This is a genomic window from Methanolobus sp. ZRKC4 (assembly GCF_045291305.1).
Lineage (GTDB): Archaea > Halobacteriota > Methanosarcinia > Methanosarcinales > Methanosarcinaceae > Methanolobus.
This window is the reverse complement of record NZ_CP146983.1, coordinates 1,780,407-1,805,094: the sequence shown is the minus strand read 5'-3', so window position 1 is coordinate 1,805,094 and position 24,688 is coordinate 1,780,407. Positions and strand designations below refer to the sequence as shown.

Sequence of the window (24,688 nt, the reverse complement as noted above, 5' to 3'; positions counted from 1 at the left end):
ATGTGTTAAAAAATATTCAGTAAAATATCATAAAAAACGTCTATCAATCTGAGGGGATTTGTATAGACCGCGAAGAAATACTTGCAGTTTATGAAGCTGGTCCAGAAGCAGTAGTAGAACTTGTAACTCGATTACTTGGGATAATTGAACATCAATCTCTCCAAATTGCACAACTTGAAGAGCGTGTCAGGCATTTGGAAGAAATGCTTGAAAAGAATAGTCGCAACAGTAGCAAACCACCTTCTACTGATTCTTATGCACGGAATAAACCAACCGTTAAAAGTCAAAGAAAAAAGACCAATAAGCATGTAGGTGGTCAAAACGGTCATCCTGGTACTACATTAAGAATAAATGATGATCCGGATGAAGTTATTGTTCATCCTGTTAATCAATGCGTCAATTGTGGGAGATCGTTAGCTTCTGTTCCCTCTGACTATGAAAGAAGACAGGTCTTTGACATTCCTCCTATAACTATCAATTGCATTGAACATCGTTGCGAGATTAAAACATGTCCCAAATGTTCTCATGTAAACAAAGCTCTTTTTCCAGATGGTGTAACTCAGCCGACTCAATACGGTCATCGAGTTAAGTCATTTGCAGTTTATTTGCACACTTACCAATTACTTCCTTATCAGCGTGTTACCAAGTTGTTCTCTGATATTTTGGGATGCAAGATAAGTCCTGCTACTTTGGTGAACACGGAACGTAGTTGTTTTGAGAAGCTTGGAGCTTTTGAAAATACAGTGAAACATCTCCTGAAAGAATCTCCTGTCATCAATCTGGATGAAACAGGAATGAGAATAAATGCAGTTCGTAATTGGCTTCATGTGGCAGGTACAGACAAACTGACCTATTATTTTGCACATCGCAAAAGGGGCTCAGAAGCAATGGATGCTATGGGCATATTACCAGGTTACACTGGTGTTGCAACACATGATTTTTGGAAACCGTACAACAAATATGAATGTCAACATTCATTATGTAATGCACATTTATTACGAGAGTTAACTGGAGCTTCCGAAAACAGGGATCAACAGTGGCCAAAGATAATGAGTGATCTCTTGATATGCATTAAACATCATGTTGATAATGATCTTTTAGATACTGAGCTAATTCAAAGGTTCAGTGAGGATTATGATCACATAACTTGTTTAGGAGTGAATGAAAATCCTCCTGATCCGGAATCAAATGTGCGGTCTAAAAAACGAGGACGTAAGAAGCAGACCACGGTAAAGAATTTGCTGGATAGGTTTATTGGCCATAAAGAGGATATCTTGCGATTTATGTACGACCAAAACGTTCCGTTTGATAACAATCAGGCTGAAAGAGAGATCAGAATGACGAAAGTACAGCAGAAGATATCAGGTACTTTCCGCAGTGAACAGGGTGCAAAAAATTTCTGCCGTATAAGAGGATACGTGTCTACTGTTAATAAGAATTCTGAATCTGTTATCGATGCAATTAGTGCAATATTTTATGGCAATTCATTTGTTCCAAAGTTGCAGAATTGATCGTGGATGAAGAAATCAGCTTGGTGGAAGTGAGCTAGGCTGAATAGTTACAAAAACGATTTACTAAATACTGAAACTTTTAAACATATTAGAACATGGCTTCAACTTCCATTTCATTCTAAAGAACAAGGCGAGGATATTCATCTCAAGGGTGAGCTAGAGAAATATTCTAAACCCCAGCCAGGATCACACCGTATAAGAGGAGTGGCAGGGAGTGGAAAAACATTAGTAGTTGCATGCAGAGCAGCTAGATTGGCAGAACTAGATAAAGAGAATAAAATCCTTATTGTTTCGTATAACAAAACATTAGTGCATTATATAAAGGACATGATTAAAAGAACGCCTTTTGAGTTTTATACTACACAGATTGTTTGTACTCATTTCCATGGATTGTGCAAAGACTTATTGAATGAGTTGGAATATCCTAAGCCGAAATTTTTTTTTCTTAAGTGCGTTGTTCCAGCTATAGAATATGCCCTTAAAAATGCATCACATACTGGCCTTAGTACAGATGAATTAAAATATGATGCAATCTTGATTGATAAAGCTCAAGACTTCAAAGCTGAATGGATTGATTTATTGAGGAAATTCCAGAAAGGAAGAAAAGAGTTTTTGATAGTTTGTGACGAAGCACAGAATATCTATGAGCGTAATATAAAGTGGACCGACAATATAGGGATAAAAAAAGGTTTTGCTGGCCCATGGGGCAAACTACCCAATTGCATCCGTCTTCCTAGGTTGATAGCCGAAGAAGTTAACAGATTTTTAACTATGTATTTACCGAATGTAAAATTGCACCCCATACCTACACAAACCAAATTGTCTGAATTTAACCATATATTAAGATGGATATCTTGTGAAAGTGATGATGAAGCAAAAAATCAAATTGAAGCTGCATATAATTACTTATATAGTGAAATTGGCCAACACCCAACAGATATTGTTACGCTTTTCCAATGTAGTGATATGGGTGAAGAAATGGTCAAAAGATTCGAAAATAAAAACATTTACGTAAACCATGATTTTGATGATATACATAAGGAATCCTTTTGGATGGGAGATGCTCGAACTAAAATGAGCACAATCCATAGTTTCAAAGGGTTTGAACTTAAAAATGTCATAGTTGTTATTGAATTTGATAACCCGTATCTCATATATACAGCGATATCAAGAAGTCAGGAAAATTTAATTGTTATAAATCGCGTTCCTAAATATGATGAATATGGAAAAGAATGGCAAAATACAAAATCATTTCATGTACCAAATTAACTTTTATGGCGTAAAGTAGTAGATTTAAATCAACACTCTCCCCACATTTCTAATCTTTCTCTGACATGAGTAGTAAGAGTAAATGGCTTGTCAGCTTCAGCATTCTTTTTCATGTAGTGGAGCGTACCCTTAGAAAACCCCATTTTCTTCCATTCAGAGTATGGAATACTTAGAATCTTTTTCCTGATTTCTTCAGAATCCTGTCTCTCAATCGTATAAGCAGGCTTAATGAAGTCAATTGTCTTTCTTTTCCCAACAAGATACTGAACTAATTCTCTAGCTTTCAATAACAAAGCATAGCTCCACATAACAGATTGCTTCTTGTAAGCTACCTTCTTATTCATCCAGTTGTTGAACTCCTCAGTCACCTTCTTAGCTCCCGATGGTTTGAGCCTCAATGAATAGCTCTCAGTCCTGATAAAGTCCTTGTTCTCCATTTTTCTCGACTCAATCAAGCTAATAACTGCAAAATCAACAAGGAATCTGAAAGGCTCTTGGAGATCATAGACTAAGCTGTTCTTACCTGTTGCCATTTCATGCAAAAAGCCTACATGTACATCCATACCAACTGCATTAATGGTTCTCATGCACTCAGCTTCAAGAAGAGAATAAACGTAATTGAGCATAACATTGGTCTTATCCCCTGCTCCCACCGGTCTTCTATATCCCAGAGAAAAAGAGTGGGGTTGTAATTATCTCTTAAAAAATATCACTCACCTAAAAAAGGTATATACACCTGTTTACCATTAATTCAAAGTAAATCTTTGGCTATAAAGTATCAAACTGATAAGTTCAATAAGATTGCTAATCTGAATTATTGAAACTATCTTTTGCCATTGGAAATTGCTACTGGATTAAGTATATATGTATTTGGCATCAAATATTCTGTTGAGATAGTTTTATTTTCTGTTAGAGTAACTATTCAGCCTGATAAAAACGCTATCAATAACAATCTTGACAAAAAGTTGAAACGTAAATTTCATTAGGATCATTTATTTTGATTGTTGCTATTGATTGCTTTTTTGATTGTTAGATTGTTAGTGAGCAGACATCTCTATTTCGATGAAATCAGTACCAATAGGCAAATCGTGCCAGGCTGAATAGTTACCTGTTAGAATACCTGTGATGGAAAAAGGGAGGAGAAAATGAACTTAAAACAAGAAATACAAGAACGTGCTTTCCAAGAAGGTTTCCAGCTATTTGGTGTTTCTGACATCAAAAAATTGGAAGAGGCTGAGTTTCCGGATGGAAGAGGGCTTATGAGACCATCTGAAGTCATGCCGGAAGCCAAGTCTGCATTTGTTATGGGTTTTGTCCTCTGGGATGAGGGTCTGAATGCTGCTATATCATCTGTAAGTACCGGTGATTTTTCCGGTGGAGAAGCAGACTACTACAACATGTATTACGAGGTTACAGAAACCCGAGGATGGCGCCTGGTTTCATGGTTAAAGGACAAAGGATACAAGGCCATACCAACTCATACAGTTCAGGAAAAGATAGCTGCAACTCTTGCAGGATTGGGATTTATAGGTCACAATACTCAGGTAATAACTCCGGAATATGGTCCAAGGGTCCGATGGATGACAGTACTAACTGATGCAGAACTTGAGCCGGATGAGCCATTCACAAGAGACTTGTGTGCAGAACAGCCATTATGTCAGGAAAAATCATTGTGTGTAAAAAGCTGCCCATATCAGGCAATCATTCCAGGCCCATCTCAGGGAGTAGAACCCGGAAAGAAACTAATCTACGACAAATGTGTAGTTTCTCATGAATTCGATAAGGAAGTTTCTTCCCAACACGAGAAGTACATACGTCGTATAACAGACAGAGGTTTCATGGAATGTACTATATGTAATCTTATCTGCCCTTATGGAAAAACAGTCGAAGAAAACATAATTCCTGAAAAAAGAGGCCTTGATTGAAGAGGAAGTACTATTTCTTTTATTTTTTTTAACGTTCTATTTGACAAAACACATTTTTTTCATAAATCCGCTTTCCACATTTCCAGTCTCTCACTCACATGAGCATTCAGGCTAAATGGCTCCTCAACTTCAGGCATTCTTCTTCATATAATGCAAAGTACCCTTAGAGGATCCCATATGCTTCCATTCAATATAACCAATAGCAAGAATCTTTGTAACTATTTAGCCTACCACAATTAGCCTATTGATACTGATTTAATCAAAACGGAGATGTTTGCTCACTAACAACCTAAGAATCAAAAAAGCAATCAATGGCAACAATCAAAATTAATGATCCTAATAAAATGTAGGTCTCAACTTTTTGTCAAGATTGCTATTGATAGTGTTTTTATCAGGCTGAATAGTTACGAATCTTTTTCCTCAACAGGTCAGTATCATCTCTTTTCCCAACGTAAGAAGGTTTACTGAACTCAATCGTCTTCCTCTTACCGACTAGATATTGAGCTAATTCCCTAGCCTTTAACAAAAGAACAGTTACCCAAATAGTATTTTTCCTCCTGTACTCGACTTTAGCATTCATTCTTGAGTTAAACTCTTCAGTAACCTTCTTAGCTCCTGATGGTTTTAACCTGAGTGAATAGCTCTCAGTCCTAATGAAACCCTTACCATCCATTTTACCCAATTCAAGCAACTTGATTGTAACTAAATAAACAAGAATTGCCTACTAAGATGATTTAGAAAAATTCATATAGAACTCCATTGACCTTTTTATTATGTCTGAAAAAAGAATGTTAAGTGATTTACCTTTTTTTGAAACTATTCAGGAGATACTTTCACACTATTCTTATCCACCTACATGTCCTGCACTTTGCTGCAAAATAGCAGATATAAATCTGGATGAAAATGATCTGGATCTATTAATGCAGGCACCAAACTATAAGGCTGATGTGATTGAAGCCTGCAGTGAAGAAGGAGAATATCCGTACAAAATACAACCTCCTTGCCCTTTTTTGGACTCTAACATGTGCAGCGTATATGAATGGAGACCAACAATATGTCGAATGTTTCCGTTTAACATCTGCAATGTTCCAGATGTATTGCTTCTCTTTCCAGGTGATATGGGGGCAAATATATTCAAAGACTATGTCGAATATTCAGAGAATATACTAAAGCAACCTATTCCTGCAAAAACAATCGATGAATTCGAACAATCACATCGTTCTTTTGAGAGCAAGCTTGAACAGGGTTTGCCCATTCCCATGTTAACTATTAAAATTAAGACTCTGGCACCTTTTAAGGAATATCTAAGATCAAAATATGCTTAGTGTTGCTCAAACTGTAACATTGTATATCCTATTTTTTTGTCTCTGTAGAAATCCTCGGTGTTCAGGCGAAAATGAAGCTAATGATTATTCACACTGTACTGTCTGATATTTAAAAAAATTCGACTTTTCGTGATTGAGTATTAATTTTTTGTAACTATTCAGCCTGGCACGATTTGCCTATTGGTACTGATTTCATCGAAATAGAGATGTCTGCTCACTAACAATCTAACAATCAAAAAAGCAATCAATAGCAACAATCAAAATAAATGATCCTAATGAAATTTACGTTTCAACTTTTTGTCAAGATTGTTATTGATAGCGTTTTTATCAGGCTGAATAGTTACAATTTTTTTTCGTTTTTTACAGAACAAAACAACCATTTTTTATTAAAACCAGTAAATGCCGTCTACTACAGGGGGTCCTGTTAACAAAAAAAAGGGGTGAGGGGGTTCGGGGGAGAGGGGAAAAGCTTATGGTTATTTCAATAACTTCTGGATTGACTAAGTCCAAAACATTTATAGAGGAATTTAATTCACAAATGCGAGGTATAAACTTAATAATAAAGCCATTGCTGCTTTTGGTAATAAAAACAGTCTTATCGTCTTTATCTATCGTAAGAAAGGATTAGTTCTATCAAAACTTCGAACAACGTTCTCTCCTAACCTACAAACTCACAACAGATACCCATTTATATCCCAGCAATAGAGTTTACTGCACTATTATGGAGGTTAGTCTATGGCAACAAGATACATTAAAAAAGTTGGTGTGCTTTCACTAGGAAAGATCCTGGCAGTGCTTTACGCAATAATGGGCCTTATATTAGGAGCTTTCATGACCCTTGCTTCCCTGACAATAGGAGCCATGTCGTACCATGCTGGAATGGGAGGGATGTTTTTCGGGGCAGGGGCGATTATAATATTACCCATTTTCTATGGAATTCTCGGTTTCATTACCGGTATAATCACGGCATTGATATTCAACGTGGCAACCGGATTTATAGGCGGTCTGGAAATAGAAGTTGAATAAACAAGCTTGGTAGAAATATTCAATTAGCAATCAAGGCTCGACCCAGACCTCAAGCACCCTGTCCTTGATCTCATAATCCTTAACAGTAGTTATCTTCATGTCCTTCGGATTCTCGACCCAGCCCAGATCATACTCTTTCTTGTCCATTCCGCCGCAGCATATCTTCCTTGTGATGGTAAGATTTAGCTTTACACTGTCAATATCTTCCTCGTTGATCTCGTCAGCGACATCCTGATATCTTTTTTGTATAAGAATCGTGAAAATTCCCCATGAATATAATTTCGTTTGTGGAGATAATCATTTCCATTCCACCTCCCAAGAGTCGGAGACCAACAAGAGCAGCTCACATGAGCAACTTGGCCAGTATCGGAGCAAGGAACACAGTAACGAAACCTGCAATACCTATCGCCAGACCGCTCATGGCTCCCTCGGTCTCTCCCAACTCAACGGCTTTGGTCGTGCCAAGTGCGTGGGATGATGTTCCAATTGCAATTCCTACAGCCACCTTGTTTTCTATCCTGAACAATTTGCAGATCATAGGAACCAGCAACACACCGGCTATGCCCGTAAAGACTATGGCTGCCACAGTTATAGATGGCAGACCTCCAAGCTGGCTGGATACCTCTATTCCAATGGGGGTTGTGACTGATTTTGGTAGCATTGAAATACTTACAAGCTCATCAAGGCCGAACATCTTGCACATGACAATAATGCTTACGATACCTGCGGCAGAACCTATACTGATACCAGCAAGAATGGGAACAATATTATCTTTCAGCAGGCTAATCTTCTTGTACAGGGGTACAGCCAGGATAACGGTAGCCGGACCCAGGAAGAATGATATGAACTGCCCGCCCCTGTTGTAGTCTTCAAAACTGATATGAAAGCTCAAAAGGAGAGCTATGATCATTAACATACTCAGTACAAGCGGGTTCATGAGGGGTGAACCTGTTTTTTTGTAGAGCAGGCCACCTGCGTAGAATGTCAGTAGGGATATTCCTATGCCAAATACAGGAGACTCAATAAACAGAGAAATAAGCTCACTCATCGGACTGTCTCCTATTCATTAGTATCTGTATTGTTGTACCAGTTACAACTGCAATAATAAAGGTCGAAACCACGGATATGAACATCAGAGCAATCCATTTTCCTTCAAGTATCGAGAAGCAGGTAATCAAACCCACGGCTGCCGGAATGAAGAAAAATGAGAGATGTTTTAGCATGAAATTGCTTACATCCTCTATCATGGACAGTTTGATGATACCTGTCAAAAGAAATAATAACAACAGCATCATTCCCAGAACATTTCCCGGAATGTGCAGATTAAAGTAATTATGTAAGAGGTCACCCATAAAACATATAGCCAGAATTATGGCGAACTGAATAAGATGCTTCATTTTGATATCACTTTCGTTTTTTATGAGGAGATAAATAATACGTTATACAAAACAAGCGTAACCCATCCCACTCTCAGGCTTGTTAAACCCTTCAAATATCAAAAAATAAAATAATAGGAGGTGATGCGATTACTGGCGACTTCTGGACTGACCAGAACTTCGGCTAGCAGAGTGATTCCTGGTGCCTGTTTTGGTACCCTTTTTGACACCTGTATTACTACTACTCTTATTGCCAGCATTACTGCTAACTTTGTTTACACTCTTATCCTGGCTTTTTTTAGCACCTGAGTGCGCAGGCTTATTTTTATGGCCTTTACTCTCATTCTTCTTGCCTCTGCCTGTACCCCTTGATTTAGAACTTCCTCTTGGGTTTTTCTGTCCCCGTTGTTGCCTTGGAGCAGGTTTTGCTGCATCGCCTGTAGCATGCTTTGCTTTGTCTGAGTGGTAGTTATGCTCAGCAACCTCAATTTCCATTCGTGTCAGTTTTTCAATATCACGGAGAAAATCCCTCTCATCTGCTGCACAGAAAGAATATGCTGTGCCCTGCGCACCTGCTCTTGCCGTACGACCGATCCTGTGCACATAACTCTCAGATACGTTAGGCAGGTCATAATTAATGACATGAGATATATCCTCTACATCAATTCCACGTGCGGCAATATCAGTTGCCACCAGTACACGCAGATTACCTGTTTTGAAATCCTGCAATGCTTTTGTACGATGATTTTGTGATTTGTTACCGTGAATTGCATTGGCAGGTATCTTATTCTTATTCAGCATCTCTGAGACTTTGTTAGCGCGGCGCTTTGTGCGGGTGAAAATAAGAACACATTCCAGATGTTTGCCCCTAAGAAGATGAAGAAGAAGACTATTTTTATTCTCAGCATCTACAAAAAAGACGAACTGTTCGATGAGCTCCACTGTTGTTGCCTGAGGAGTTACTTCAACATGCGCCGGATTGCTGAGCATCTTCCTGGCAAGCTTGGAAACATCCGGGGACATGGTAGCTGAAAAGAAGAGTGATTGACGCTTCTTCGGAAGCATGCCAACAATCTTGTATACATCATTAACAAACCCCATGTCAAGCATCCTGTCAGCTTCATCAAGGACAAAATACTCTACACCGGATAATTGCACATGCCCCTGTTCAACAAGGTCCAGCAGCCTGCCAGGTGTCGCCACAAGGGAATCTACGCCTTTGGAGAGGGCTTTTACCTGTGGTCTTTGGCCGACTCCACCAAATATGACAGTGTGCTTGAATCGCGTGAATTTACCATATGTGGCAAAGCTCTCCCCAATTTGTGCTGCCAGCTCTCTGGTGGGAGCAAGTACAAGCACACGCGGAACTCCCGGACGTGAAGCCTTGTATGGTGAAGACATATTCTGAAGGATCGGTAATATGAATGAAGCAGTCTTGCCTGTGCCTGTCTGGGCTATACCTATCATGTCCTTTCCTTTCAGTAGATGCGGTATGGATTGCTTTTGGATAGGAGTAGGTGCTGTATATCCTTCTTCGGACAATGCCCGTTGAAGTGGGTATATTAAATTAAGATCATCAAATGACACGTAAACCTCTGCTTACAGTGCAAAAATCATTAGAAATTATATCCGACTGACCTTACCCAAAAAGAACACCTCATCAGGATGAAAGCCGAACTCTATGATTACTTCCGCACAGTAAAATATCTATAAATTAAATTTTAATTCATTGTTACAAAAACGACATCTATACAGTTGAACAGTTATTAATTTGTGAGAAAACATGAATGTTAACTTCAAAAAATTAGTTGAAAAATTGTATGGTGCTCCGGCCGGGATTCGAACCCGAGTCTTCGGCTCGAAAGGCCGGAATGATTGGCCGGACTACACTACCGGAGCACGTCGATTTCGCTTTAGACAAGCGACTCCAACATAGTAGATATCCTTATTAAAGGTTTCGCCTGAAACACTACATTTCGGCTGATTCCTCATCTTCATTTTGAAGATTCATTACCCAAAAGCTAAGCTTTTCACATGTTTCAGGCTGACAGGCATCCCTGCAACCTGCACATGGTGAGAATACTTCTCCTGCCATGAGAAGCTCAAAAACAGGTTTCTTCTCTTCCTTAACCTTCAGCAGATAGGTCCTGGCACCGTTAGCTACTGCAGGCTCCCGGGTGATCAGGTCATCTTCCAGAAGTTTAGATACAATCCTGGAACATTTGCGACTATCGATATCAAGCATCTTCCAGAGTTGGTTCTGAAAAACGCCTTCCTTCTGATCGCGAATAACATTTAAAGCAGTTTCTTCAACACTCATGTCCATTTCCACTACATTTGAAGTTTACTCTTCCAGAGGGATGACAAGAATGATATTGTTTCCGCGTAAAACCACAGAACCAAGTGATCTTAATCGTTCGCCGTCAGCAATCTCAACAGTATCAAGAAGATGGAGGTTCATGTAGTCGTCTGCACTGTTAAGAGTTCCTTCAAGCAGATGAAGGTCGCCTTTCATTTCAACCTGGACTTTCGATCCAATCAATTTCTGGACTTTCTTATTAGGGAACAAAATTAATCCTCACTTTCATTTAAAAGAATAATACTATCTATATGCCATTCTATATTCAGGCTAATTAAAATAGCCAATATCATATTTATTCTTGACGATTTGCGCATAAATACTTACTGCAATATCACATATAACCCTGTAGTTCAGTACTATCCTGTACAACATCTGGTTTCTTCGTCTTTTTTACACCCATTTGGGGTTTTGCAATTGGACCAAATGTGGCTTCATAATTTTGTATATGCTGACTGAGCCAGCGTACAAGTTCAACGGTTGCCAGCGGGGAAAGTATAACTTCAGTTTCAAGCTTTCTCTGGATAACCTGTTCTTCTCCTGCTTTAGAAGCAGGCAAAGGCATATCATTATAAAACCCGATCCTGAAATCATAAGGACTGTGTCCCCCCACGGCACCTATGGAATAGACTTGTTTGAAATCTTCCGGTTTGTGGAGTTCGATCCTGACCTTCCTTTTTCTTAATCTCTTCCGGTTTGTCGGTCATCACGTCACCTTCGTGTTTTTCTGTGCCCATATAATCACATCCTCAATAGGCATCTATCTGCAGACATAACTATTATAATTTTTGATGCCAATGATAATTGCTTTAATGACCAGATAATGACATCAGCCCTCAACGAGTTTCCTAAGGCTTCTTGCCCTTAAAGAGATATCCCGTTTGGAATGTGCTGCGGCGATCATCTCTACTGCATCAAGGTTTCGGACCACATTGTCAAGATACCCCAAAACGTCACCGGGATAGGCAGTTATACCATAAAGGTTCTCAAGCTTCCTGACAATTCCCGCAGGATCGTATCCTTCAGTACGGATTGAAATGATCTTTTCAGAGAACTTGTGTTCCGCACAGCCGCAGTAAGGAGAATCCCTGCAACTGCATGTCATAAAATCAGATGCAAACTGGAACAACTGGTCCCGAAGGCTTATTTCCAGTTTTCCCATATTCTCCCCTTCAAAAAGTATGTCCAGAGAAGCACCCTGGAAAACACGGGACGGCAGGTTGATGTTCAATGCAGCTGATATTCTGGCGGCATATTTAAAGTATACTGCATCAAAAAATTCCAGGTTAGAAACAGTTGTCAGGGGATCCTGATCCATCAATACGGCATCACGTATCAGAAATGCCCTTGAGACCGAGAGGAAATGACCCGCAGCTATCTTACCGAATCGAGTCAGTGAGATTTTATCTCCTTTTCTGTGAAGGAATTTGTGCCTTTCGAGATTTTTCAGCAAGACATCCACATTGTAATCTGCAAGCATGTTTCCATGTATTCTTCGAAGGTCATTCACAGAAGATGTTACAGCCGCAGTTGCAAGGATCTCTTCTATTTTCTCCTCTTCTCCATAATCGACTCTTGTGTGCAACATCTCTCCTTTAAGCAATTTCAGGGCTACTGCGTCTTCAGTATCGCCCTGGTCGCCTGTATATCTCTTGCTCGGCACTGCAAGCAGAACTACTTCACCTCTGTCATGATAATCCGGCCTTCCGGCACGTCCCAGCATCTGGAGGAATTCCTGCATGTTGAGCCATTCTATACCCATGGCAAGGGATTCGAATATAACCTGAGAGGCAGGAAAATCCACTCCTGCTGCCAGGGCAGCTGTTGTCACAACCACAGGGAGCTTTCCTTTGCCAAAGCTGATCTCGACTTTCTTACGTTCCTCACTGGTAAGCCCCGCATGATAGGGTGCCGAATACATTGGAATGGCTTCGGAAATACGATGACAGTTGCGTCGTGAGTTTGTAAAGATGATAGTCTGGCCTTTATGGCCTTTTGACGATACTTTGCTGAACTCATTCCTTACAAGACGAGTCATTATCTTAATTTTGGAATGCTCGGGGCAGAGAATGAGATGTCTCTCTATGGGCACAGGACGATATTCATATTCTATAAGGTGTGCACCAAGTTGTTTTGCCATTAGAGCCGGCTTTGCGACCGTTGCAGAAAGATAAATGAACTGAGCGCCAGGTGCAACATATTTGAGCCTTGCTATCACACCATCAAGCCGGTGTCCGCGCTCTGCATCCTCTATGGTGTGAACTTCATCTACAACTATCGTACCGATATGCCCCAGCATGTCAGCACCGCCGGTCCTGAGGATATAATCTATTCCTTCATATGTCCCGACAATGATATCGGAATCAAGGGTTCTTCTTGACTTATCATTCCTGGATACTTTTATACGAGCACTCCCGACTCTTACGGATGTCTGTATACCCAGACCTGAATATCTATTTGTGAACTGGTCGTATTTCTGGTTTGCAAGTGCCACAAGGGGCACCAGATAGAGAAGTTTTCCTTTCTTTCTGAGTATATTTTCGATTCCTGCAAGTTCTCCTATCAATGTTTTACCTGTCGCGGTGACAGAAGTCACAAGCTGGTTCTGTCCTTTAAGAAGACCATTTTCCACTGACAGAGCTTGTACCGGCAGAAGAGTTTCAGATTTTGCAAGAAGCAACTTTTTAAAGCTCTTGTGCAGAGGCAGGTCCTTTATCATTTCCTTTGATACGGAAGTGTTTGCAGCAATGGAATCAAACTTTGTAAGCTCACGGTCCAGCTCATCAGGACTTATCATGGCCATGGTCCTGTCAAGATCCTTTGTCTTAAGCATTATATCTTCAAACCGCTGACATACTTCATCCCCGTAATTTACATGGGAACTTTTGAGCGTACGGAAGAGTTCTTCCCTTGCACATTCCTCACATAATTTACCCCGATGATATCTAATTGAGCGTCTGTTCAAGAAATTGAACTTGTTATTCAGCAGGCAGAATCTGCATGCATTTACAAGATCTGCACTGAGCTGAAAACCCTGAAGCATTTCAATAAATCTGGCAGCCTGCTCATCATCGCCACCTTTTGCTATCATTATACGATCGGCGATCCTTATAAGGTCGACAAATTCCGATGGTGACCTGTACTCTCCTTTCCCATCAGTTTTAACCTTGAATTTATGCGGACGCGGGCCTGCATCAGTCTGCCTCAGGACAAGTTCACCGACAAAAAGAGGTTTTTTCTTTTTATCCCGTATCGGCAGGATAATAATTTTGGACCTTTCGGTGCTTGCAAGTATCCAGAGAGTCATTGATGGTCTTTGATAACTGATAGTCTATAAATACTATTGTATTTGCCTGAAAGAAGTATTTTATAATATTAAACCATATATAATAACTTAGTATAATTGAGGATGAAAAATGCTGGATTCTAAAAACATGATGGAAACTGGAACCATTAACTTTGAAGCCGAATCCAGAGATGAGATCGAACCTTCCCTTTATCAAAGTCTTAAAAAACAGGAACAAAATCAGGTAGTTGAAGATGAATTCCGCCTGAGTTCAACTGGAATTTTAGCTCTTGACAGGACAATGGGAGGAGGTTTGCCGGCTGGATCGCTTACATATTTTTCAGCGGACCCACGTTCAATGTCTGAGGTCTTTCTTTATCAATTCACACAATCACGCAAAACCTATTATTTCACAACAAGCAGGAAACCAAGGTTTGTGCTCAATGATGTGATAAACCTTGGATTTGACCCGACGAACATCATCTTTGTGGACATATACAGTGAGTACTATTGTACCGCATGTGGGGATAAATCCGATAATGTAGGTAACGAATTCATAGATGCCAAAATAATAGATTTCACCGAGTTCAACCTGCGCAACATTGCAAATGATTCAAGCGGCGAAGAAGTGAACATAATCTTCGATTCATTCTCATTCTTTATGGAACTTACTGTAAACAAAGGATACATTAAGCAACTGGTTAATGTACTCTATGAAACAACAAAAGATCTTGGATGCCTGACATACCTTTATGGATTGAACAACACTAACGCACAGGATGTTGAGAGCTTTACTTTCAACGTATGCGATGTTATATTTGAGTCGATGCTTGACAAAGGAGCGGACAAAGTAGCATGCAAACTTGCAATTCCAAAGATAAGAGGAATGGTTCCCAGTGAAGAGATTATAAAATTCAAGATTAGCGAAGGTATACAGATCGATACATCCAAGGATATTGCATGATATCCATCTGTCCTAAATTTTAAAGCTCTGCATCCGAGGTTGCCAGAGAACAATTACAGCCATCTTTTTCCGGAAGAGATTGTATCACATCTGATAGTACATCCCTCAATCTGTTTTTTATGCCTGCGAGAGTATCAAGCACCTCACTAACTGTCATTTTGCCCGTTCCCAGACCACATGCATCATTGGTCACGGTACAAATAGATGCATAGCACATGTTCAGTTCTTTTGCCAGCACTAGCTCAGGCAGACCGGTCATGCCGACAACATCCCCGAATTGTCGCATCATACGTATTTCTGCTTTTGTTTCAAATCTTGGACCTTCAGTACAGGCATAAACACCTTCTGAAAAACCAATATTTCTTTCAGTAAGAGAATCACTTATAAGTTGACGTATCTGAGGACAATAGGGTTCACTTACGTCCACATGTACCGTCCTTTCATCAAAGAATGTTGAAGGCCGGTTCTTAGTAAAATCAATAAAATCATTGGGCAAAAAGAAACTTCCAACAGGATGATTTTTCATAGTGCCTACAGAATTGGTGGCTATTATTCTCCTCACACCCAATTCATGTATGGCATGGATATTGGCCCTATTGTTAAGCATATGAGGTGGAACATGCCGGTCACCATCTGCATGTCTGGGTATCAATGCAACATTCCGGCCTCCGATTTCCAGAGTATAGACGAGGACATCGCCGTAAGGAGTGTTCACAGCCAATTCCTGATATGAACCTTCAGAAGTGAAAGCAACCCCACCTATTAGAGCGGCATGCAGATCCAGATCATGATACATGTTCTCTTTTTCCTGCATAGTTTTACCTTTTAGACTTTTTCCCGGTCGCCTGCGGATTATTTGATACTTTGATTCCCGTCAGTGCAAGGATGATAGCGAATACTATTGAATAGACGAATAGTTCCAGTCCTGAACGCGGATCACTTATGCCGCTTCCAAGCACCGGGCTCATTGACATAATATAACTGGTGGATCCCCAGAAAAGGAAACCTATGGACACCACAAAGAAAGCAGGTATCAGGTACCGCCTAAAAGACTCACCGCGTTTCTTACAATCTATAATCTTTCCCGCATCTGCAAAAAGGATTGCCAGAATGTAGATCCAGATAGTCTTGTTAATGAAAGCTGTGAATAGCGGGACAACTCCATAATACCAGATGCCTTCTGACGTGTAAAATGACCACACATCCATAAGACCTAACAAAGTAGCCACTACTATTAAGAAAACTGCCGTTGCATAAGTGAAAAATGTCATTCTTCCTGAATGGAAAGAGTCTTTTAACTGCTCCCAGTAGAAAGTAACTGTATCGCTGAATCCACGGTAAAGCATATAGAGACCCACAGCCGCCAGAATACCTATGATAGCACCCTGAGAATAGTTAATCAGCAGGAAGAAAGCATAGATAAGAGATGCAAGTCCCAGCGGAACAAAGAATGTCTGGGATATTTTGGGGTCATTAAAAGCATGTTTGATTATGTAGTATGTACTTTCCAGGTTAGCACTCTGCATTACCACGATTCTTCTTACAGAATCTATCTTGATCCTTGACTGGACAATAGGTAGCAACGTTTCATCCTCAGCACCATCAGATACGAATATCGCAGATTCTGCCGGGAACTTCTTCAGGATCATATCAAGCTGGTTAGCTATCTTCTGGTCAGAGATTATACCAATGTTCCTGTCGCCTGCAAAGGTAATGATTTCCGCATCTACTCCCCTTGCAAGCAAGTCATCAAGTATCTTGACACCTCCGAAGATCGTGTTAGTATCAGAATCTTCGGGGTCTGCTGTTGCAAGCTTTACTGCTGCCTCTATATTAGCTTCTTTACCTATCAGAGGTACCTGGACATTCGCTTTGTCCCCAAGGTCATTATCCCTGTCTATGCAGATTACCAGTGTTTGCATGAAACTCCTGTAGATATTTATAACGAAAATATAAATAGATACTGATAAATCAGTATCTGTAAAGAACTTACAAAAAAGATAAATAAAATGTCCTATGATTTTAAGGAATTATCTTTTCAATAAGCAAGCGAGCCCATTTAAGTTTCTTTTTCTTAATAGGATCGACATTACCATCATCAAAATCAAAACCTATGAGAGTTATACTGGCAGCGCCGAATTCTTTTGCAAGATAGACGCACCGGTCACCATCGCTAAAACCTCCGAAGTTGTACACATTGTCCAGAGATTTTGCCTGTGTGCTTCCAATCATTCTTGTCAGCCAGGGAACATACATCTCAAGTTTATCAATGTTGTCACCATGTGCATGCACCACCATCAAGCACCCTTTTTGATTGGCAACTATCTCTTTATCGACATCGCCATCAAGATCAGTGACTATGATCTCAGGAATGATATCACGGTCAACAAGCACAGCAGCTGCTCCATCGGCAGCTATTATAACAAAATCATCTGCGTTGACAAGCTCCAGTTCATCCCTGAGTAACGGAGCATTGCCGCACACAAGTATATCTTTTCCTTCGATTAACTGATGAAGCCTAAGAACACCAGTAGTATTTGAGGTTTTGAGCATACCAGAGAGGATGAGAGCAGCCTGCTCATCACCTTCCCTGCTAAAGCCCATGTCATTTAATATGGACTCGTAAATGGGCTCCCATTCATTAAAGTCCATATATCCTCAGTTAACCTTCGATATACCAATCTTCATGGATATGCCTTCGACATTCCAGTCCTTCTCAAGGGATCCGGAAGTGTCGACATCAAGACCTATCACCTGAACATTTGAACGGGTCTCTTTTGCGATGAACTGTTCACGATCAAGCACAAGATCCAAAACTCTTTCGTCATTGATCTGTATGTGTGAACTAATGTTGTCATCAACTGCAAGATCGAGCTCTTTTCGCATGTCCTGCACCCTGCGGATAACTTCCCTCGTGAAACCTTCAGATTCAATCTCACGGGTGAGGTTTGCATCCACATAAATGGCACCTGCACTTGACTGAGCACTCGCAACCATTTCAGGCAATGCCTCAGTGAAGTTCACCATTTCAGGCTTAATTGTGACTTTTCCACCAGGTATCTCAAGTTCGAACTCCCCTTCCAGAGCTAGTGCAGTCTTCAACTCAGTAGCGTCAGTCTGTTTTATAGCTCCAATGACCTTGCCGGCATCGCCTTTAAATACTGGGCCAATGGCACCGTGCTCTGGATTTACCTCAAATCCAAGTTCATCCCATGATTCGCCTATACCTGTTAGCACAATGTCCTTGGAATTAGTCTGATCCATGAGCACAGACTTGAGATCCATCACAGCATCGGCTGCCTGCTGATTCTCAGGAGTGAGCACTATGCGTGATACAGGCCATCTAAGCTTCCTGCCTACCTTCTGACGGGCATTGGATGCAGATTCCACAATTGAACGAGCCATTTTCATGTGAGCTTCCAGTTCCTTGTCCACTAGTGACTCGTCAACAACCGGCCAGTTGTTCATATGAATAGATTCAGGCGCTTCAGCATCCACATTTTTGACCAAATTCTGGTACATTTCCTCTGCAAGGTGAGGCATGAAAGGTGCAATGATTTTTGAGAGTGTAACGAATACTTCATACAGTACCCTGTATACCGCGATTTTGTCAGGGTCATCCGCCTCTACCCAGGTCCTTGGCCTGATAAGTTGTATGTACCATCTGGAGAGATCTTCCAGCACAAATTCGTTGATGGCGCGTATTGCCCTGTGAAGGGTATACTTATCCATTGCTGCGTTGACATCACTGATCAATGACTGTGACCTTGAGAGTATCCATCTGTCTTCTTCACGCATATGAGGTTTAACAGATTCAAGGGATACCTTTGAAGGATCAAACTCATCCAACACCATGTATGGAAGAGGGAAACGGTACACATTCCAGAGGATGTTAAGTGTCCTGTTGATGTTTCCAAGTTCACCGCTGACAAATTTCAAGTCATCCCAGGGAGCACTTGAGGAAAGTACAAAACTGCGTAGTGTGTCAGCACCGAATTGGGCAATAACATCACCAGGAGCAACAACGTTTCCAAGGCTCTTTGACATTTTCTTGCTCTCGCTGTCAAGGGTGAAGCCGTGCATTAATACACTCTTGTAAGGAGCCTTCCCAAAGGCTACCATACTTGCACCAAGTTGTGAGTAGAACCATCCGCGTGTCTGGTCCTGTCCCTCGGTAATGAAGTCTGCAGGCCACCATTTGTCAAATTCTTCCTTTTTCTGGGGGAAACGAAGGGTTGCCCAGGAAGCTACGGCTGAATCGAACCAGACGTCAAATACATCTTCCACACGTTTCATCTTGCCGCCGCATTCGCAGTCAAGCAGAACCTCGTCAACATATGGCCTGTGAAGCTCAATATCCTCGCTCTTTCCTGACATTTCAAGGAGCTCTTCCTTGGTACCTACTACATGCATGTTGGAACAACTGTTACATTTCCAGACAGGTATAGGAATACCCCAGTATCTCTGGCGGGATACACACCAGTCACGTGCACCCTCTATCCAGTCCCTGAATCTTGCAGAACCTGCCCAGTCAGGATACCAGTCTACTTTTTCGATCTCAGAGAGCATCTGGTCCTTAAGGTCCCCTATCTTGATGAACCATTGTTCGGTTGCAAGATAGATGATAGGTGTCTTACAGCGCCAGCAGTGTCCGTATCTGTGAGTGATAGTTCCTTCAGCAAGCAACCTTTCACGTTCGAGAAGGTCTTCGACGATGACTTTATTCGCTTCACGAATATGCATGCCGGTATATTCTCCTGCTGCTTCGGTATAGCGTCCGTCAGAACCTACAGGACAGAATATGGGAAGATTATTCTTCTTTCCTACTTCAAAGTCATCCATACCATGTCCTGGAGCAATATGTACACAGCCCGTATTCTCAGCTGTTACAAAATCCGCAAGATAGATGCCATGTTCCATTGCTGCCTGTTCCGGTACAAGATCAAATAGCGGACTTTCATATGAAAGGGAAGTAAGATCTTCACCGAGCATTGTGTCAAGTACTTCATAGTCCGCATATCTTCCTTTCCTGAGCACATCTTCTACAAGCTGAGATGCAACTATGAGTATCTCTTCTTTACCATCGGATGTCACAGCTTTTACTTTTGAATATTCAAAGGAAGGATGCACTGCTACTGCAACATTTGAAGGAATGGTCCACGGTGTTGTAGTCCATATAACAACAAAAGTATTATCTTCTCCCTTTATTTTGAATTTGACAAATATCGAAGGGTCTGTGCGGTCTTCATACTCTACTTCGGAATCTGCAATGGCAGTTTCACATCTCGGACACCAGTTTACCACACGTTTACCCTGCTCCAGCAGCTTTTTCTCCTGGGCCTGCTTAAGGGTCCACCATGCTGCCTCAATGTACTCATCACGCAGCGTCATATATGGATCGTTCCAGTCCAGCCAGGCACCTAGCATCTGGAACTGGTCTGTCATATCATTTTTCTGGCTCAGGGCAAATTCTTTGCATTTTTCGATGAAATTACCGACACCATATTTTTCGATATCTTTCTTGGAAGTAAAACCAAGTACTCCTTCAACTTTTACTTCAATTGGCAGACCATGCATGTCCCACCCTGCACGATCAAGTATATCATAACCATTCATGGAACGGTAACGCAGGATAGAGTCCTTGATGATCTTATTCCATGCAGTACCAAGGTGTATATGGCCTGTAGTATATGGTGGTCCGTCAACGAAAAAGAACCTCTTTCCACCTTTTCTGCGCTCACGTACTTTTGAATAAGCATCGACCTCTGTCCAGAAATCATGTACCTTCTTCTCTATTTTCTGTGGGTCGTATTGATTGGTGATCTCCTCTATCATACGGATTCTCCATGCTTAAAACTTGATTGTAAATATAACTGTAATAGTAAGTGTGCTATTTCTACTGCAATATTCAATTTAAATATATTGCATCGGGATAAACCTTTTCTCTTCATGTGATTGAATTTGTTTTCAACTAAGGGCTTCGTGAACTACCCCTCAGCTAAAGACTCAGGGGTTTTTCGCTCCAAATTATAAAAAAAGAAGGTAACTATTCAGCCTGATAAAAACGCTATCAATAACAATCTTGACAAAAAGTTGAAACGTAAATTTCATTAGAATCATTTATTTTGATTGTTGCTATTGATTGCTTTTTTGATTGTTAGATTGTTAGTGAGCAGACATCTCTATTTCGATGAAATCAGTACCAATAGGCAAATCGTGCCAGGCTGAATAGTTACAAAAGAAGTAACTATTCAGCCTGATAAAAACACTATCAATAGCAATCTTGACAAAAAGTTGAGACCTACATTTTATTAGGATCATTAATTTTGATTGTTGCCATTGATTGCTTTTTTGATTCTTAGGTTGTTAGTGAGCAAACATCTCCGTTTTGATTAAATCAGTATCAATAGGCTAATTGTGGTAGGCTGAATAGTTACAAAAAGAAATAAAAGCCAGATATCCATGAAGGATATCAGAGCTCTTTCACAAGGCGGAAACCAATATAATTCTTGTGGCTTCCATCACCGATACTATCCCTGTCAGATGAACGGCAGTTTGATTCTGCATTTTCCCAGCTTCCACCACGGATCACTCTTCTGTCAACCCCACCTGTCCATTCACTTCCATCGGTTGGTGCTTTCTGGTAGTTGCTGTGGTATTCATCAGCCACCCATTCAGCGATATTGCCATGCACATCGTAAAGACCCCATGGATTTGCTTCCTTCATACCAACTGGGCGTGTTTTGTCTTCAGAATTATCATCATACCAGCCATAACCCACCAGCATAGATTCATCATCACCAAATGAGAAAGCCGTATCTGTACCAGCCTTAGCTGCATATTCCCATTCAGCTTCAGTAGGCAGACGATATGTGTCAGTATCTTCCATTTTATTGAGCTTATCAATGAATTTATTAGCATCAACCCAGGAAACTTTCTCAACAGGCAGATCAGCACCTTCAAAGTAAGATGGATTGGTGCTCATTACTTCATCCCATTGCTCCTGAGTTACCTCATAAATACCCATATAGAAGTCATTTCCAATAGTTACCTCATGTACAGGCCTCTCATCTTTGTCACTGTACAATTCATCTTCCAGTGCACCCATGAGGAAAGATCCTTCTGGAATTTTCACAAATTGCATTCCAATTGAATTGGTAAAGCTAGTATCGTCGACCTCTATTTCCTCGGGGACAGAATCAACTTCTGCGAGCTCCTCATTTTCTTCATCGGTAACGTCATCTCCGGAATCAGTACAGCCACTACCAATGACCGCAACCATAAGGATGACACCCATAATAATTGTCATGTATAATTTTTTGTTCATAGACCTATCCTCTTACGTATAACAACCTAAACAATATTGGATTTTATTCCTGCACTCAATTTAAGTTCTTTGGTTTGTGCTCTGTGCAAGAATGAAAAATAAGAAATATAGTCAATTAATTAGAAAAAGCACCATTTACATAATAAAGTTGATAGGCACCCTTTTGTTGGATAAAGAGGTACCTCATAAAACTCCAAACACCCGCACAAGCAAGTTTGTCCAACTTATATTGATAACACTAGTTGCTGATAGATTCTGCTTTTCTCTCAAGAAGTATATCTTTGCACCTTTGTAAATCCTCAACTGTATTGATATTGAGTGCCAGTTCAATATTATCCAGTACAAGGCTTACATAATCCTGTTCATGATCAACATCATTACCGTCCATTATATTGATCCCTGAAGGAACTATCAATTCCCCTTTCCCCTCCCAGTTAAAAACCGTATCGGGACGGATGCCAAGACTTTTACAAACACATATGGGGGAAAAAATCGACATTGCCGGTTTCCCACATGTCTTATACTCTTTTATTACCTTTTCAAGAAGCTCTGGTGTCAAAAGAGGCAGGTCTGCCATAAGAATAAGAAGCGGGTCCGTGATACAAGCAGCCTTTACTGCATACACCATATCACCCACATAATTACCTCCACCCGTTGGAATCACCATTACCTTGCCATCATACTTTTCCTGGATAAAGGATGCGGTCCTGGGGGTTGCAGGGGAAACAGCAACATATATGTCACCAATGCTCCCAGTCCTTTGCAGAGTATCGATCACATAAGTGATGAGAGGCTTTCCCAGTAGTTCAACACAGGGTTTTTCACCCATTCCAAGCCTGCTTCCAAAACCCCCTGCCATAATTATAGCGTCCAAAAAAGACCTCCGGTATTGTACTTTAAGACAAGATAAATAGCGATCAATGCAATAATCCTGCCGATTTCATTGGATGAACCGATTACATCACCGTTCACACCACCGAAATGCCTGTTGCTGACATTAAGTAATATCAGTGTTGCTGCAATCGCTGCTATGAATGGGATGATACCGACAATTCCAAGACCAAAATAAAAAGATGAGCCAAGGCAGGCAATACTACCAATTACAAAACCTATAAGATATTTAGGTACTGTGGTTTTGTTCACCAGAATAGATCCCAGTCCTTCATGTATGGATTTTCCGAATGCAGCAATGGTTAGCATCGACTGCATTGCACTTACTTCGGCAACGAACATTGCAAAGAAGAATATGCGTGCTACATCTGCAGTAGTTGAATACAGAACAATGGATTCACCATAAAGTGATGTAAGGGTCGCGTAGAATGCAATGATAATAAGAGCTGCATATGCAACTCCTCCAATCCCGAGTGACATGTCCTTCAATGCTTTTAGTTTCTTTTCACGGGAACCATGTGCTGTCAGCCCGTCACCCAAATCCGCAATGCCGTCCAGATGGTTCAGGCCTGTAAGATAATAAACAAAGATAACAATAAATATGGCACTGAGCTGCGGGGAAAGGAACAATGCTAAAACATATGCTACTGCGCCCATGATCAGGCCAAGCACGATCCCTACAAGTATATGCAGATATGTTCTTTTGAAGAACTCATCAAGTCCTTCCATGGTAATCCCGACCGGGATTGTCGAGAGGAAACCAAAACTGGAACGAAGAGCTAATAAAAACCCGGTCATCCTGCTATCACATCACTTTTGTTTTTCAGGTCTTTTTTTTCTTCTTTCTTAGTTTTACCGGATGAAAGTGCAGCTTCTGCCATACCTCTTGTATACATGTTTGCAGAAACTCCTCCGATAAGACCGCCGATAACGTCATCCATAAAAGGTCCCAGGGTCGCAAGAATGCCGGGCTTTTGCTTATCGAACCTGACAAACTCAAACATTCCTTTATCACCGCTGATATACTTGGAAATGCTCATTCCCAGCACTTCATCAGCTATAATAAAAGTCAGGTCTTTTTCATAGGAACTCTTGCTGATATTAGGTAATCTGCCTGCACGACCTTCTTTTTCAAGAAGTATCCCTGAATATACAAGCATACAGAGGTTTGCATCAAATAGGGCTATATTAAGTTCGTACAGGAATTTTTCCTCTGCAAGCTCCCTTGTTTCGATGCCCGGGTGTGGAACATATAACTCCAACGCAGTGTCAACAAGCATCTGAACAGTTATTCCTTCCTCTTCAAGGATATCAATGATATCCCTGGTAACTTCTCCTTCAAGTCCTTCTGACTGGCCCTTTTTAAGGTCTTCAGATTCAATATCAGATAATTTCATTGGCATCACTTTGGAGAGATTTGTCAAATTTA

Annotated in this window: 23 protein-coding genes and 1 tRNA gene; 6 read left to right on the top strand and 18 right to left on the bottom strand. The window is 40.8% G+C overall.

All coding sequences use genetic code 11. The features are described from left to right. Nucleotides 1-62 precede the first annotated feature (62 nt). On the top strand, nt 63-1,511 hold the full coding sequence (gene tnpC, locus V7O67_RS09280) for an IS66 family transposase (protein ID WP_406671457.1): 1,449 nt from the start codon (nt 63-65) through the stop codon (nt 1,509-1,511). Nucleotides 1,512-1,550: 39 nt separating this feature from the next. Next, nucleotides 1,551-2,780 carry a UvrD-helicase domain-containing protein gene (locus V7O67_RS09275; protein WP_406671455.1) on the top strand — a complete coding sequence of 410 codons (1,230 nt, stop codon included), beginning with the start codon at nt 1,551-1,553 and terminating at the stop codon, nt 2,778-2,780. A gap of 29 nt (nt 2,781-2,809) precedes the next feature. Here V7O67_RS09275 and cas1 read toward each other — a convergent pair whose 3' ends face one another. Beyond that, nucleotides 2,810-3,451, bottom strand: a complete 642-nt coding sequence (gene cas1 / locus V7O67_RS09270) for a CRISPR-associated endonuclease Cas1 (protein ID WP_406671454.1) — start codon at nt 3,449-3,451, stop codon at nt 2,810-2,812. 474 nt (nt 3,452-3,925) lie between these two features. On the opposite strand from cas1, the gene V7O67_RS09265 reads away from it, so the two are divergent. After that, complete coding sequence (locus tag V7O67_RS09265) at nt 3,926-4,705, top strand: epoxyqueuosine reductase (protein ID WP_406669924.1); 780 nt, start codon at nt 3,926-3,928, stop codon at nt 4,703-4,705. A gap of 391 nt (nt 4,706-5,096) precedes the next feature. On the opposite strand, the gene V7O67_RS09260 is transcribed toward V7O67_RS09265, so the two are convergent. After that, nucleotides 5,097-5,387 carry a hypothetical protein gene (locus V7O67_RS09260; protein WP_342305107.1) on the bottom strand — a complete coding sequence of 97 codons (291 nt, stop codon included), beginning with the start codon at nt 5,385-5,387 and terminating at the stop codon, nt 5,097-5,099. 91 nt (nt 5,388-5,478) lie between these two features. On the opposite strand from V7O67_RS09260, the gene V7O67_RS09255 reads away from it, so the two are divergent. Beyond that, nucleotides 5,479-6,030, top strand: a complete 552-nt coding sequence (locus V7O67_RS09255) for a YkgJ family cysteine cluster protein (protein WP_406669923.1) — start codon at nt 5,479-5,481, stop codon at nt 6,028-6,030. A gap of 735 nt (nt 6,031-6,765) precedes the next feature. Beyond that, nucleotides 6,766-7,056 (top strand): hypothetical protein, encoded by a 291-nt coding sequence (locus V7O67_RS09250; RefSeq protein WP_342305110.1) that lies wholly within the window; start codon nt 6,766-6,768, stop codon nt 7,054-7,056. Between the two features lie 343 nt (nt 7,057-7,399). Here V7O67_RS09250 and V7O67_RS09245 read toward each other — a convergent pair whose 3' ends face one another. From V7O67_RS09245 to V7O67_RS09210, 8 genes are all read right to left on the bottom strand, one after another. After that, complete coding sequence (locus V7O67_RS09245; RefSeq protein WP_342305111.1) at nt 7,400-8,104, bottom strand: LrgB family protein; 705 nt, start codon at nt 8,102-8,104, stop codon at nt 7,400-7,402. Further along, nucleotides 8,097-8,453 (bottom strand): CidA/LrgA family protein, encoded by a 357-nt coding sequence (locus V7O67_RS09240; RefSeq protein WP_342305112.1) that lies wholly within the window; start codon nt 8,451-8,453, stop codon nt 8,097-8,099. The genes V7O67_RS09245 and V7O67_RS09240 overlap by 8 nt, the downstream gene beginning before the upstream one ends. A gap of 129 nt (nt 8,454-8,582) precedes the next feature. Then, nucleotides 8,583-10,019 carry a DEAD/DEAH box helicase gene (locus V7O67_RS09235; protein WP_406669922.1) on the bottom strand — a complete coding sequence of 479 codons (1,437 nt, stop codon included), beginning with the start codon at nt 10,017-10,019 and terminating at the stop codon, nt 8,583-8,585. 234 nt (nt 10,020-10,253) lie between these two features. Then, a tRNA-Glu gene (locus V7O67_RS09230) sits at nt 10,254-10,331 on the bottom strand. Nucleotides 10,332-10,401: 70 nt separating this feature from the next. Continuing rightward, entirely contained in the window at nt 10,402-10,752 is a 351-nt protein-coding gene (locus tag V7O67_RS09225) for an Lrp/AsnC family transcriptional regulator (protein ID WP_406657404.1), read from the bottom strand. 24 nt (nt 10,753-10,776) lie between these two features. Then, on the bottom strand, nt 10,777-11,001 hold the full coding sequence (locus V7O67_RS09220) for an LSM domain-containing protein (protein WP_406657405.1): 225 nt from the start codon (nt 10,999-11,001) through the stop codon (nt 10,777-10,779). A 124-nt stretch (nt 11,002-11,125) separates the two neighbouring features. Then, a complete protein-coding gene (locus V7O67_RS09215) occupies nt 11,126-11,413 on the bottom strand; it encodes a DUF3467 domain-containing protein (RefSeq protein ID WP_406671453.1) in 288 nt (95 codons plus the stop codon). A gap of 207 nt (nt 11,414-11,620) precedes the next feature. Continuing rightward, nucleotides 11,621-14,098, bottom strand: coding sequence for a DUF5814 domain-containing protein (locus V7O67_RS09210; RefSeq protein ID WP_406669921.1), 2,478 nt, complete (start codon nt 14,096-14,098; stop codon nt 11,621-11,623). Nucleotides 14,099-14,207: 109 nt separating this feature from the next. On the opposite strand from V7O67_RS09210, the gene V7O67_RS09205 reads away from it, so the two are divergent. Beyond that, nucleotides 14,208-15,041 carry an RAD55 family ATPase gene (locus V7O67_RS09205; RefSeq protein ID WP_342305118.1) on the top strand — a complete coding sequence of 278 codons (834 nt, stop codon included), beginning with the start codon at nt 14,208-14,210 and terminating at the stop codon, nt 15,039-15,041. 19 nt (nt 15,042-15,060) lie between these two features. Here V7O67_RS09205 and V7O67_RS09200 read toward each other — a convergent pair whose 3' ends face one another. The 8 genes from V7O67_RS09200 to cobZ all read right to left on the bottom strand — a co-directional run bounded on the left by V7O67_RS09200 (nt 15,061) and on the right by cobZ (nt 24,656). Further along, the gene (locus V7O67_RS09200; RefSeq protein ID WP_342305119.1) at nt 15,061-15,855 is read right to left on the bottom strand and encodes an MTAP family purine nucleoside phosphorylase; all 795 of its coding nucleotides are present in this window, start codon (nt 15,853-15,855) and stop codon (nt 15,061-15,063) included. A 4-nt stretch (nt 15,856-15,859) separates the two neighbouring features. Beyond that, the gene (locus tag V7O67_RS09195) at nt 15,860-16,963 is read right to left on the bottom strand and encodes a DUF373 family protein (RefSeq protein ID WP_342305120.1); all 1,104 of its coding nucleotides are present in this window, start codon (nt 16,961-16,963) and stop codon (nt 15,860-15,862) included. A 100-nt stretch (nt 16,964-17,063) separates the two neighbouring features. Continuing rightward, nucleotides 17,064-17,693, bottom strand: a complete 630-nt coding sequence (locus V7O67_RS09190; RefSeq protein ID WP_342305121.1) for a 6-hydroxymethylpterin diphosphokinase MptE-like protein — start codon at nt 17,691-17,693, stop codon at nt 17,064-17,066. Nucleotides 17,694-17,699: 6 nt separating this feature from the next. Beyond that, nucleotides 17,700-20,876, bottom strand: coding sequence for an isoleucine--tRNA ligase (ileS, locus tag V7O67_RS09185; protein ID WP_406669920.1), 3,177 nt, complete (start codon nt 20,874-20,876; stop codon nt 17,700-17,702). A 637-nt stretch (nt 20,877-21,513) separates the two neighbouring features. Then, nucleotides 21,514-22,368, bottom strand: coding sequence for a formylglycine-generating enzyme family protein (locus V7O67_RS09180; RefSeq protein ID WP_342305123.1), 855 nt, complete (start codon nt 22,366-22,368; stop codon nt 21,514-21,516). Between the two features lie 238 nt (nt 22,369-22,606). Continuing rightward, the gene (locus V7O67_RS09175) at nt 22,607-23,242 is read right to left on the bottom strand and encodes an NTP transferase domain-containing protein (protein WP_406669919.1); all 636 of its coding nucleotides are present in this window, start codon (nt 23,240-23,242) and stop codon (nt 22,607-22,609) included. Further along, the gene (cobS, locus tag V7O67_RS09170; protein ID WP_406669918.1) at nt 23,230-24,057 is read right to left on the bottom strand and encodes an adenosylcobinamide-GDP ribazoletransferase; all 828 of its coding nucleotides are present in this window, start codon (nt 24,055-24,057) and stop codon (nt 23,230-23,232) included. Before cobS ends, V7O67_RS09175 begins: the two co-directional genes overlap by 13 nt. Continuing rightward, nucleotides 24,054-24,656 (bottom strand): alpha-ribazole phosphatase CobZ, encoded by a 603-nt coding sequence (gene cobZ / locus V7O67_RS09165; RefSeq protein ID WP_406669917.1) that lies wholly within the window; start codon nt 24,654-24,656, stop codon nt 24,054-24,056. Before cobZ ends, cobS begins: the two co-directional genes overlap by 4 nt. Nucleotides 24,657-24,688: the final 32 nt, after the last annotated feature.

What these genes read in the sequence shown, in the direction of transcription:
- V7O67_RS09200 (WP_342305119.1), bottom strand. Translation starts at nt 15,855, where the DNA reads ATGCAGGAAAAAGAGAACATGTATCATGATCTGGATCTGCATGCCGCT.
- V7O67_RS09255 (WP_406669923.1), top strand. Translation starts at nt 5,479, where the DNA reads ATGTCTGAAAAAAGAATGTTAAGTGATTTACCTTTTTTTGAAACTATT.
- V7O67_RS09265 (WP_406669924.1), top strand. Translation starts at nt 3,926, where the DNA reads ATGAACTTAAAACAAGAAATACAAGAACGTGCTTTCCAAGAAGGTTTC.
- V7O67_RS09225 (WP_406657404.1), bottom strand. Translation starts at nt 10,752, where the DNA reads ATGAGTGTTGAAGAAACTGCTTTAAATGTTATTCGCGATCAGAAGGAA.
- ileS (WP_406669920.1), bottom strand. Translation starts at nt 20,876, where the DNA reads ATGATAGAGGAGATCACCAATCAATACGACCCACAGAAAATAGAGAAG.
- V7O67_RS09210 (WP_406669921.1), bottom strand. Translation starts at nt 14,098, where the DNA reads ATGACTCTCTGGATACTTGCAAGCACCGAAAGGTCCAAAATTATTATC.
- V7O67_RS09180 (WP_342305123.1), bottom strand. Translation starts at nt 22,368, where the DNA reads ATGAACAAAAAATTATACATGACAATTATTATGGGTGTCATCCTTATG.
- V7O67_RS09205 (WP_342305118.1), top strand. Translation starts at nt 14,208, where the DNA reads ATGCTGGATTCTAAAAACATGATGGAAACTGGAACCATTAACTTTGAA.
- cobS (WP_406669918.1), bottom strand. Translation starts at nt 24,057, where the DNA reads ATGACCGGGTTTTTATTAGCTCTTCGTTCCAGTTTTGGTTTCCTCTCG.
- V7O67_RS09240 (WP_342305112.1), bottom strand. Translation starts at nt 8,453, where the DNA reads ATGAAGCATCTTATTCAGTTCGCCATAATTCTGGCTATATGTTTTATG.
- cobZ (WP_406669917.1), bottom strand. Translation starts at nt 24,656, where the DNA reads ATGAAATTATCTGATATTGAATCTGAAGACCTTAAAAAGGGCCAGTCA.
- V7O67_RS09245 (WP_342305111.1), bottom strand. Translation starts at nt 8,104, where the DNA reads ATGAGTGAGCTTATTTCTCTGTTTATTGAGTCTCCTGTATTTGGCATA.
- V7O67_RS09195 (WP_342305120.1), bottom strand. Translation starts at nt 16,963, where the DNA reads ATGCAAACACTGGTAATCTGCATAGACAGGGATAATGACCTTGGGGAC.
- V7O67_RS09250 (WP_342305110.1), top strand. Translation starts at nt 6,766, where the DNA reads ATGGCAACAAGATACATTAAAAAAGTTGGTGTGCTTTCACTAGGAAAG.
- V7O67_RS09190 (WP_342305121.1), bottom strand. Translation starts at nt 17,693, where the DNA reads ATGGACTTTAATGAATGGGAGCCCATTTACGAGTCCATATTAAATGAC.